Here is an 11,030-nt window from a genome sequence, read left to right as displayed (position 1 = left end):
CATTCGTGCCGCTCACACCGAACGACGAGACACCCGCACGACGCGGTGCCCCCGTCTCCGGCCACGCCACCGACTCCGTCAGCAGCTCGACAGCACCCGCCGACCAGTCGACCTGGGGCGTCGGATCGTCCACGTGGAGGGTCTGCGGCAGGACACCCTCCCGCATCGCCATGACCATCTTGATGACGCCGGCAACGCCGGCAGCCGCCTGCGTGTGACCGAGGTTCGACTTGACCGAGCCGAGCAGCAGCGCGCGGTCGCCCGACCGTTCCTGGCCGTACGTGGCCAGCAGCGCCTGCGCCTCGATGGGGTCGCCCAGCGTCGTACCCGTGCCGTGCGCCTCGACCGCGTCGACGTCCGCAGCCGTCAGGCCCGCGCTCGCCAACGCCGCTCGGATGACCCGCTGTTGGGACGGGCCATTGGGTGCCGTCAGACCGTTGGACGCGCCGTCCTGGTTGACGGCGGAGCCGCGCACGATTCCCAGCACCTCATGGCCCAGGCGCCGTGCGTCGGACAGGCGCTCCACCAGGAGCACGCCCACGCCCTCGGACCAGCCCGTGCCGTCGGCTCGCGCCGCGAACGACTTGCAGCGGCCGTCGGAGGCGAGGCCGCGCTGGCGGCTGAAGTCCACGAACGTGCCAGGGGTCGCCATCACCGTCACGCCACCGGCCAGCGCCATCGTGCACTCGCCCTTGCGCAGCGACTGCACCGCCAGGTGCAGGGCGACCAGGGACGACGAGCAGGCCGTGTCAATGGTCACGGCGGGGCCTTCGAGCCCGAAGGCGTAGGCCACGCGGCCGGAGACGACGCTGCCCGAGTTGCCGACGCCGATGAACGCCTCGACGCCGTCGGGTACGGGACCGAGCCGGGCCGCGTAGTCGTGGTACATGAGGCCCGCGAAGACGCCCGTACGGCTGCCGCGCAGCGACGTCGGGTCGATGCCCGCGCGCTCGAACGCCTCCCAGGAGGTCTCCAGGAGGAGCCGCTGCTGCGGGTCCATCGCCAGCGCCTCGCGCGGCGAGATCCCGAAGAAGCCCGCGTCGAAGTCGCCCGCCCCGTAGAGGAAGCCGCCCTCTTCGGTGGCTGACTTGCCGTCCTGGCCCGCGTCGGCCTCGTAGAGACCGCCGAGGTTCCAGCCGCGGTCGTCCGGGAAGCCGGAGACGCCGTCGGTGCCGGTGGAGACAAGTTGCCAGAGGTCCTCGGGGCTGGTCACGCCACCCGGGTATCGGCAGCTCATCCCCACGATGGCGATGGGCTGCTGTTGCTCGGCCTCCATGTCGCGGAGGCGCTGTCGCGTGCGGCGCAGATCCGCGGTCGTCCTCTTCAGGTAATCACGGAGCTTCTCTTCTTTGTCCACTCAACCCAACCCGTCGCGGCGGTCAGCAGGTGAATATCGGCCCACCATCAAACGGTCTGTCAACGAGCCTCAATTCGTCATCGATGGGCACCAATGAGCGTCATTGAGCTCGGTCCCGTGGAGTGGCACGACTTGCGCGTTCCGACCGGAATACCTGAGTGGTTTCTTCGGTGAATTCCCAGCACCGCGCACTCCGAAATGATCCTCCCTACTCGGGGAATCTACGGGTGGCTCGTCGAACCGGACAACCCCTAGGCGGTTGCCGCAGCCCCCTAGCCCAGAACCCCGTACCCGGAGTGCGTACCCCGGGCGAGGAGCAGTGCGCCGCGCAGGGAGGAGAGCCCGCCGAGTGCGGCGGCGCGGACGGGGGCGAGCCGGTGGCCGGGCCTGGTGAGGGCGGTCGCGGCGGCTGCCACCCGGTCGGTGAATCCGGGCAGTCCGTCGGCGAATCCGCCGCCGATCAGGGCCAGGGAAGGGTGCACGAGTTCGTTGAGGCTGACGACGGCGACGGCCAGGGCGGCGCAGCTCTCCTGCACGGCGGCGACGGCCCAGGGCTCGTCGTCGCGCAGGCCTTGCCCGAGGTCGTCGAAGGTCGTGGTGGTGCCGCGCAGCCGTGCCGCCCTGCGCAGGGTGGCCGGGCCGGATGCGATGGCCTGTACGCAGCCATGGCGGCCGCAGTCGCAGCGCGGTCCTGCCCTGTCGACGATCACGTGGCCGACTTCGCAGGAACCGCGGTCCGCGCCGGGGCAGGGCCGGCCGTCGACGACCAGGCCGCCGCCGATGCCGGTGCCGACGCCGAGGTAGACGAGGTTCCGGCAGCCCGCCGCGTCGGCCTCGGCGAGGGCGGCGAGGTCTCCGTCATCGGCCCAGGCGACCTCGCTCCCGGGGAACAGGGGGTGGAGCGCGCCGCGCAGGTCGAGTCCCGTCCAGGAGGGGCGGTTCGGCCAGGTGGTCACCCGGCCGGCGCCGTCGACGGTGGCGGGCATGGCGATGCCGACGGAGGCGACCGGGCCGGGCGTACCGGCGAGGAGCGCGCGGACCTGCGTGGCGAGGGCGGCCAGGTCGTCGTGTGCGGTGCTTTCGGGGCCCGGCCAGGGGAACACGGCTTCCTGGGATTGCGTGCCGTTCTCGGCGCGCAGGGCGACTTTGGTGCCGCCGATGTCGATTCCCAGATACGTCACCGTGTTCTCCATGGCAGGGTTCCCTCGTCCGTTATTCGCCGGGGGTGTTTCCGGTGGCGGGCACGGCGAGAATGTCGAAGGAAAGGGTGAGGTGACGGGCGGTCATGCCTTTGTCTGCGGTGATTCCGAATGCGTACCTGTCGATTCGGGTGGTGGCGCTGAAGCGGATTCCTTCGGCCCCGAATTCCGGCTGCCCGAAGGTGAGCTCGACGGGCTGAGCGGTGGCCTTGACGGTCAGTTCTCCGCGCAGGACGTATCCGGTGCCCGTGTCCTGGACGGCGTTCGAAGCGAAGGTGATGTGGGGGTGCGTCGCGGTGTCCAGGTACTTGGGTGAGCGCACGACCTTGTCGCGGGCTCCGCTGGCAGTCGTGAAGCTGTCGGCGGCGATGACGGCCGTGGCCGACGACAGCGTGGGCTCGGCGGCGATGTTCACCTGGCCCGAGGCGAGGGCGAACGTTCCGTCCACGGCGCCCAGGCCGAAGACGTGGCGTGTGGTGAAGGCGATCGTGCTGCGTCCGGCGTCGATGGTGTAGGTGCCCGGTGCGGGGGTGGTGGGCCGGTCGTCTGTGTTGCGTGGCATGTGAATCCTTGGGGGAGGCGGTGGGTCGGCGGCGTCCGGGACGGGTCAGCGGCGTCCGAGAGAGGTGTGCTCGGTCGTGGCGCCGTCGTTGCGCAGGTCCACGGGGAGATCCTTTCGGCGCTTTACGTTGAGCTTCCGATAGACGCGTGTCAGGTGCTGCTCCACCGTACTTGCGGTGATGTGCAGTTTCCCGGCGATCTCGCGGTTGGTGCAGCCCATCACGGCCAGTGCGGCGACCCGCCGTTCGGAGCCGGTGAGGGAGGTGATGCCGTCGGCGCCCACGGGAGCCGTCTCGAATCCGCCGAAGTCGCTGGAGGCTGCCATGAGTTCCTTGCTCAGCGGGGCCGCGTTGCACAGCTTCGTCACGTGCCAGGCCCTGCGGAAGACCATGCGGGCCCGCCGGTGTTCGTCGAGTGCGTGATAGCTGCGGCAGAGGTCGACGAGCACCCTGGCCTGTTCGTAGCCGTCGCCGCAGTCCTCCAGGAGGTCCAGTGCTTCGGTGAGCAGTTCGGGCTGTCTGCTGACGGGGCCGAGCGCGGCGAGGAGGCGCAGTGCCGAGCCGCGGGCGCGTGGATCGTCGGCGCCGGCTCTGGTCAGCTCGTCGTAGACGAGGCGCTTGGCCTGGTCCGGGTTGCCCAGGCGCAGCCAGGCCTCGGCGGCTCCGGTGCGCCAGGGGATGAGCGCCGACGCGTCCAGGCCCCAGGCGCGCATGAGTTCGCCGCAGGACAGGAAGTCGGCGAGGGCGGCGTGCGGGTGGTTGGTGGCGAGGTGGAAGTGTCCGCGGGCGTCGAGATAGTGCAGTCCGTAGCGGCTGCGGAACATGGCGTCGGTCGCGGAGTGCGTGAGGCGCTTCGCCGCTTCGTCGTAGTCGCCGGTTCTGGTGACGGCGAGGACGAGGCTGCCAAGCGGCAGGCCGATGGCGACTCCCCAGGCCTTGGGCGGGAGGTGGGTCAGTGCCTGGCGTGCGTGGTCGGCGCCGGCCTTCAGGTCGCCCTGTCTGATGGCCACTTCGGCGCGCATGGCGGCCAGCGTCGCGGTGTGCACCGGGGAACGCCGGGGGGTGGCCGGGTCGTTCAGGCGGTCGCACCAGTTCGCGGCACTGCCGGGGCGCCCGGCGCAGATCAGTACGGACAGGGCCAGCTGGACGGCCTCTTCGGTCCAGGGGCTGCGGCGGCCGACTCCGGTCTCCGCGAGGATCTGTTCGGCGCGGTCGGCGGCCTGCTGGTCGGGGCCGCGGGTGATCAGGTCGCCGAGGTCGGCGGCCGAGCGCCACCACGGGTCGCTGAGCGGGGTGAGCAGGTGGCCGATGTCGCCGCCGCGGGTGATGGGGTGGCGGCTTCTGCGGGCGAGCGGGGGGTGGGTGGCGGCCAGCCACCTTTCGATGTCGCGGGACTCGGTCCGTTGGTCGCCGGCGGTGCCCCTGAGGTGTCTGAGGACGGTCTCGGCCTCCTCGGTCCTGCCGTGCCAGAGCAGGTGCCTCAGGAGGACGAGGCTGTCGCCGTGGCCGAGCCGGCCGCTGCGTACGGCGGCGACGAGCGGGGTGAGGTGGCGGGCCGCGGCGGAGGGGCTGAGTTCCCATTCGGCCTGGGCGAGGCGTGCCCTGATGGCCAGCCTGTCCTGCTCGTCGGAGCTTGATCGGTGGGCGAGCTTGAGGCACTCGGTGGCCAGCCACGGGTCCTCGCCGAGCATCGCCTGCTCGGCCGCTTCCAGGAGCACCCGCACCGCCCAGGGGCCGTGGGTGTGCCTGGCTTCCACGAGGTGCCGGGCGACGCTCATGGTGGGTGCGCCCCGGTCGTGCATCAGCTGGGCGGCGCGGCGGTGCAGGGCGAGGCGGTCCTGCGGGGAGATGTCGTCGACGACCGCGGCGCGGGCCACCGGGTGGCGGAAGGCGCGCTTGTCGATGAGTCCGGCGGCGTCCATGTCGTGCAGGGCCCGGCTGACGGTCTCCGTGTCGAGCCCGGCCAGCTGGCTCAGTTCGTCGACGCCGCCCTCTTCGCCGAGCACGGCGAGGGAGCGAGCCACCTGGAGCACGGCGAGCCTGTCGCGGTGCAGGCAGCTCAGCAGGGCGAGTCCGTATCCCTGGGCGCGGGGCTCGCCGGCGATGTGCCGGTCCTCGATGAGGGCGTGTAGGAGCAGGGGGTTGCCTCCGCTGGCGCGGAAGAACGCGTCGGTGTCCCGGGGTGTCGCGTCGCCGGTGCGGTTGCCGGCGAGGGGGGCGTCGGCGGCGGGTGTCCCGGCCCCGCCTTGCAGCACCGCGGCGACGCCTTCGCGAGTAAGGGGTGCGAGGCGCAGCTGGTGGAAGTGCAGCTGCCGGCGCAGCTCGGCGCGGAACGGCGAGTGCTGCGTCTCGAACTCCGCCTCGTCGGTGAGGACCACCAGGACGCGGGCCGAGTCGAGCCGGCGCGCGATGTAGAGGAGGCAGTGCAGGGAGGGGACGTCGGCGTGCTGGACGTCGTCGACGGCGATCAGCAGGGGCGTCTTGGCGGCGAGGTCGAGGACGGCCACGCCGAGGCCGTGGACGATGCGCACGACCGCCGCTTCGACAGCGTCGTGGTCCGGCCGGGGAGGGGCGTCCGCGGACGCCCCGTCCCTCAGTAACCGGTCCACTCGGGCGATGAGTTCGCCCGGCGGGGCGTCGCTGCGCAGGAGTTGGCTGAGCACCCCGAAGGGCAGGGACTGCTCGGCGCGCGAGCAGGTGGCGCGGAGTACGCGGACGTCCTCGGGGGCCCGGTCCGCGCACACTCTCAGGAGTTCGGTCTTGCCCGTCGTCGCCGGGCCGTTCAGCAGGACGATCTGTCCGCGCCCTCCGCGGCACTCGTCCACCAGCCGGTCCAGGTACCGCACCTGTTCGTCCCGCTCGACCAAACGCACCCGTTCACCCCTGCCCCGCTATGTGCACCACCGGTTGTAGCTGCCCGTCACTCCGCCGGCTTGTGCGCGACGGCCATGACGTAGTCGATGCCTGCGAGTTCCTTCTTCAGCAGGTCCTGGTCGCTCCAGTTGCGGGACATGCCCTTGTAGCTGGTGGAGCTGACCTTGGCCTTGTACGAGGGGCTGGCGAGCCTGTTGACCATGAACTGGCGGTACTGCTCCCACACGCGGTCGCGGATGGAGTCGACGCGTGCCTGCTCGAAGCCGGCGTCGCCGAGCTGCTTGGTGTAGGTGTCGGCGGTGTACCAGTTGGCCTCGTCGTAGCTGATGAGAATCCAGCTCAGGGCGCGCGACTTGAGTTCCTTGCGCACCACGTCGTCGTTGGTGGGCAGGACGTCGGCGACGGCGAGGACACCGCCGGGCCGCAGCACGCGGAACGCCTCCTTGAAGAAGTCGCTGCGCGGATAGAAGTGGAAGGCGGATTCGAGGGCCACCACGCGGTCGAAGGTGTTGTCGGGGAAGGGAATGTCGGTGGCGGAGCCCTGCTGGAAGTCGAGCCTGTCCGCGACTCCTTCCTTCGTGGCCCTGCGGCGTGCGTGTTCGATCTGGTGGGGCGTGATGTTCAGGCCGTGGATCTTCTTGGGCTGTCGTTCGCGCAGCCAGGAGAAGTCCTGGTCGCCGTAGCCGAATCCGAGGTCGAGGACGGTGTCGCCGCTCTGTATCCCGGCGGCTTCGGCCAGCTTGGTGGCCATTTCCTCGGCTGCTTCGTCGAGGCTGGTGACGCCGTCGTTCCAGTAACCGAAGTTGCAGTACGTCGTGGTGCGCTCGACGAACTCGAAGCTCGGCGGCATGAACTGGTAGAGGCGGCGGGTCCGTTCGACGGGGTCGCCCGTCGTCATCATCTTGACCAGCTTGCCGAACTGCTTCACTGCTTCGAACATCTGCGGAGCTGCCTTTCCCGTGCTGTATGGCATGAGGGGAGTTCAGGGCTGCGTGTGCCCGATTCGGCCACGCAGATCTTCGACGAGCGCGGCCAGGTCGTCGCGGTCGCGGGTGGTGCCGAAGAGGTAGAAGTCGGGGCGCACGAGCATGCCGGTCGCGGTGCCTGCGGCCGCTTCGGCGAGGTAGGGGAGGTAGACGTCGTCGATGTCGACGACGTCGTGCTCCCCGGCCTTCTCCGGGGCCGTGCCCGCGGGCAGTACCCGCACCAGATGGGTGTCCAGGGTGTCGAGGAACGCCAGGTCCGCGGGGTCGAGGAGGAGCCTCGGGTCCTCGGTGCAGAGCAGGGTGAATCCGGTGCCGACGACGTCGTCGAACAGGCCGGTCCTGTCGCCCTGTGCCACCCGTGCCTGCGGGACGAGGTTGCCCGCGCCGGGCTGGGGTGCGTGGCCGGCTCCGGTGCGCAGCAGTCCGCCGGTGAGCGACTGGGCGAGGGCGGGGCCGCCCGGCGCCGCCTGGTCGCGGCCGCCGCGGGCACGGGCGCGGGCGGCCAGCAGGAAGGCGTCGCGTCCCGCAGCTGCGGCCCGGTCGGTCTGGCAGATCACCTCGCCCAGGGCGATGGACGTCTCGATGGCCGACCGTACGTGGGAGCTGCGTTCGACGGTGTAGGTGTCGAGAAGCTGTTCGTCGGCGAGGCCGCCGAGTACGAGGTGCAGCTTCCAGGCGAGGTTGACGGCGTCGCGGAAGCCCGAACACATGCCCTGCCCGACGAAGGGTGGCATGACGTGTGCGGCGTCGCCCGCGATGAGGAGCCGGCCCGAGCGCCACTGGTCGGCGCAGCGGGCCTGGGTGGTGTAGACGGCGTGCCGTTCCAGGGTGGCGTTGTCGTGGTCGAGGCCGAAGAGTCCGAGGAGTTTCCAGACCTTGTCGATGTCGCCGAGTTCTTCGACGGTCTCGCCGGGTACGCGCATGAACTCCCAGCGCCGGTGTCCGGGTCCTGCCGAGACGGCCGTGCGCGGCCGGGCCGGGTCGCAGATCTGCAGGTTGTTGGGCTTGTACTCGCGCTTGTCGTGTGTGACGACGTCGCAGATCAGCCAGTCGTGGGCGAAGGAGTAGTCGGTCACGGCGGGGTCGATGCGGCCGCTGACGAAGCTGTTGGCGCCGTCGCAGCCGATCACCCAGCGGGCGGAGTACGTGTGCCGGCCGCCGTCGGCGTCCTCGGTGACGACGTCGACCCGGTCCTCGTGCTCGGTCAGTTCCACGGCGGCCTGGCCGCGGTGCACGGTGACGCCGGGCAGTTCCGCGCCGCGTTCGGCGAGCTCCGCCTCCAGGCCCGGCTGGTACATGGATGTCGACTCGGGCCAGCCCGAGGGGCTCTGTCCGGGTACGTCCATGTGGATGAGGGTCTGGCCGCGGGCGTTCTCCCACACGTACTCGCCGGTGGGTTCGCGGATGCCGTCCAGGCGGTCGGCGACGCCCGCGGCGGCGAGGATCCGGGCCGCCTCGCCGTCGTACGCGACGGCCCGGGGCATGCTGTACGGCTGCGGCCAGCGTTCGACGACCGTGACGGTGTGGCCGTGCTGGGCCAGCAGGATCGTCGCCAGCTGACCGACGGGACCGTAACCGACTATCAGCACATCGGAGTTCACCACGTCTGTTCTCCCTGAGCGTTCACGCGAAGGGCCCGGACCATGTTCAGGACCCCAGTTCGTTGTCGATGAGCCCGAAGATCTCGTCGTCGGTGGCCGAGTCGAAGTCGAAGTCGTCTTCCTCGGCGCCGAGTTCGTCGGCTTCGCCGCCCAGGGACCACCACTTGGCGGTCAGTGCCTCCAGGCGGGCCACGACGTGCGCATGCAGTTCGTCGTCGGCGCCTGCCGTGGCGAACGCCTCCTCCAGCCTGTCGAGTTCGGTGAGGACCGCGGGTCTGGCCCCGGGGACCGTGCCGAGCCTGCCGCCGAGGTGGTCGGCGAGGGCGGTGGGGGTGGGGTAGTCGAAGATCAGCGTGGCGGGCAGCCGCACACCGGTGGCGGCGGTGAGGCGGTTGCGCAGTTCCACGGCCGTCAGCGAGTCGAAGCCGATGCCGCTGAACGCCTGGTCGGCCTCGATCGACGTGGCGGTGTCGTGGCCGAGTGCGATGGCCGCCTCGGTGCGCACCAGGTCGAGGAGTGCCTCGGCCCGTTCGGCGTCGGGCAGGGCGGTGAGGCGCTGGGTGAGCGAGGGCCCTTCGGTGGCCGCGGTGGTGCGTGCGGTTCTGCGCGGGGCGCGGACCAGGCCGCGCAGCAGTGGCGGCAGGTCCGCCGGGTCCGCGTCGCCGAGCGCGGCGAGGTTCAGTCGGGCGGGCATCAACTGGGCGTGGGCCGACCGCAGGGCGGCGTCGAGGAGTCGCAGGCCCTCTTCGCTGCTCAGGGCGTCCATGCCGCCGCGTCCGCCGCGGCGCAGTTCGCCGGTGCCGAGCTGCCGTGTCATGCCGCTCGTCTGTGCCCACAGTCCCCAGGCGAGGGAGGTGGCCGGCAGGCCGTGCGCCTGCCGGTGCTGGGCCAGGGCGTCCAGGAAGGCGTTGGCCGCGGCGTAGTTGGCCTGGCCCGGGGTGCCGAGGAGGCCGGACGCGGAGGAGAACAGGACGAAGGCGGCCAGGTCGGTGTCCCTGGTCAGTTGGTGCAGGTGCCAGGCGGCGTCCGCCTTGGCGCGCAGCACGGGCTCGAAGCGTTCGGGGGCGAGGGAGGTGACCACGCCGTCGTCGAGGACGCCGGCGGCGTGCACGACGGCGGTCAGCGGGTGGGCGGCGGGGATCGCGGCGAGGACGGCGGCCAGGGCATCACGGTCGCCCGCGTCGCAGGCGGCGAGGGTGACCCGGGCGCCCTGCTCGGCCAGTTCGGCGCGCAGGGTGCGGGCGGCTTCGGAGGCGTCGCCGGTCCTGCTGACGAGCAACAGGTTGCGTACGCCGTGTTCGGCGGCCAGGTGCCGGGCGACGAGGCCGCCCAGCGTGCCGGTGCCTCCGGTGATCAGGACGGTGCCCTCGGTGTCGAGGGTGCGGCCGTGTTCGGGTGCGGTGGCGGGCAGTTGGGCGAGGCGGGGCACGAGTGCACGGCCCGCGCGGATCGCGATCTGCGGTTCCCCGGAGGCGACGGCGGCCAGGGCGGCCTGCCGCGAGGCTTCGTGTCCGTCGAGGTCCGCCACGGCGATGCGGCCGGGGTGTTCGGACTGCGCGACGCGCACCAGGCCCCACACGGCGGCCATCGCGGGGTCGGGGGCGTCGCCGGTCCCGGTCCCTTCGGGCAGGCAGCCGCCGCGGGTGAGGATCAGGAGGCCGGGTCCTTCCTGCCTTTCGTCCCCTTCGTTCAGGTGGTTCTGGACGGCCCGCAGGACGCGGCCGCACAATTCGCGGGTCCGCTCGGGGCCCTCGGCCGCCGTGGTGTCGGTGAGGTCGACGAGGAGCGGGCCCGGGGACTGCGGGGTGCGGTCGGGCAGGGGCAGCGGGGTCCAGTCGAGGTGGTGGATGAGGCCGTGCGGGGTCCGGTGGCCGCGCAGCTGGTCGGCGGCGACGGGCCGGAACACCAGCGAGGCGAGCGAGAGGACCGGTGCGCCCGCGGGGTCGGTGGCCTCCAGGGAGAAGGCGTCGGGTCCCGCCGGGGCGAGCGTGACGCGCAGCGCGGTGGCTCCGGAAGCGTGCAGGGTGAGGCCGTTCCAGGCGAACGGGAGGAGCAGCCGGTCCTTGCCGATGCCGGACAGGGCGCCGAAGCTCGCCGCGTGCAGGGCGGCGTCGAGAAGCCCGGGGTGCAGGCCGAACTCCCCTGCTTCGGCTTCCCGTTCGTCGGGCAGGGCGACTTCGGCGTAGACCTTGTCGCCGTGGGTCCAGACGCTGTGCAGTCCGCGGAAGAGCGGTCCGTACGCGTAACCGGCCTCGCGCATGGCCGGGTAGAAGCCGTCGGCGTCGGCGCTCTGTGCGGCCGACGGCGGCCAGGTCCCGGTGGCGGTCGGCGGGGCGTCGGCGGGGGCGGGGGCGGGGCGAGCAGGCCGTCGGCGTGCCGGGTCCAGGGCGCGTCGGGGGCCGCTTCGGCCGGGCGGGAGTGGACGGTCACGGGCCTGCGGCCCGTCCTGTCCG

Annotated in this window: 7 protein-coding genes and 1 pseudogene; all 8 read right to left on the bottom strand. The window is 71.8% G+C overall.

Annotated features, from left to right (window positions below):
- Positions 1–1,357: type I polyketide synthase (locus tag EES42_RS43000; RefSeq protein WP_206433926.1), on the bottom strand; the 1,357-nt coding region annotated here is incomplete at its 3' end.
- A 272-nt stretch (positions 1,358–1,629) separates the two neighbouring features.
- Positions 1,630–2,550: an ROK family protein gene (locus EES42_RS42995; RefSeq protein WP_124723640.1), complete on the bottom strand. Its 921-nt coding sequence runs from the start codon at positions 2,548–2,550 to the stop codon at positions 1,630–1,632.
- A gap of 19 nt (positions 2,551–2,569) precedes the next feature.
- Positions 2,570–3,118 carry a YceI family protein gene (locus EES42_RS42990; protein WP_124723639.1) on the bottom strand — a complete coding sequence of 183 codons (549 nt, stop codon included), beginning with the start codon at positions 3,116–3,118 and terminating at the stop codon, positions 2,570–2,572.
- 45 nt (positions 3,119–3,163) lie between these two features.
- Positions 3,164–5,989, bottom strand: coding sequence for a helix-turn-helix transcriptional regulator (locus tag EES42_RS42985; RefSeq protein ID WP_124723638.1), 2,826 nt, complete (start codon positions 5,987–5,989; stop codon positions 3,164–3,166).
- Positions 5,990–6,036: 47 nt separating this feature from the next.
- Positions 6,037–6,930: an SAM-dependent methyltransferase gene (locus tag EES42_RS42980; RefSeq protein ID WP_124723637.1), complete on the bottom strand. Its 894-nt coding sequence runs from the start codon at positions 6,928–6,930 to the stop codon at positions 6,037–6,039.
- A gap of 42 nt (positions 6,931–6,972) precedes the next feature.
- A complete protein-coding gene (locus tag EES42_RS42975; protein WP_124723636.1) occupies positions 6,973–8,580 on the bottom strand; it encodes a bifunctional 3-(3-hydroxy-phenyl)propionate/3-hydroxycinnamic acid hydroxylase MhpA in 1,608 nt (535 codons plus the stop codon).
- A 43-nt stretch (positions 8,581–8,623) separates the two neighbouring features.
- Positions 8,624–10,483, bottom strand: coding sequence for a type I polyketide synthase (locus tag EES42_RS47060; protein WP_241196976.1), 1,860 nt, complete (start codon positions 10,481–10,483; stop codon positions 8,624–8,626).
- A 30-nt stretch (positions 10,484–10,513) separates the two neighbouring features.
- Positions 10,514–10,963 (bottom strand): annotated as a pseudogene (locus tag EES42_RS47785) (polyketide synthase dehydratase domain-containing protein); the annotation flags it as partial.
- Between the last annotated feature and the right edge of the window lie 67 nt (positions 10,964–11,030).

It is taken from the genome of Streptomyces sp. ADI95-17 (assembly GCF_003846175.1).
Lineage (GTDB): Bacteria > Actinomycetota > Actinomycetes > Streptomycetales > Streptomycetaceae > Streptomyces > Streptomyces sanglieri.
This window is presented reverse-complemented; position numbering and strand designations above follow the sequence as displayed.

Coding starts and splice junctions, on each gene's coding strand:
- EES42_RS42995 (WP_124723640.1), bottom strand. CDS start 2,550: ATGGAGAACACGGTGACGTATCTGGGAATCGACATCGGCGGCACCAAA.
- EES42_RS42990 (WP_124723639.1), bottom strand. CDS start 3,118: ATGCCACGCAACACAGACGACCGGCCCACCACCCCCGCACCGGGCACC.
- EES42_RS42980 (WP_124723637.1), bottom strand. CDS start 6,930: ATGTTCGAAGCAGTGAAGCAGTTCGGCAAGCTGGTCAAGATGATGACG.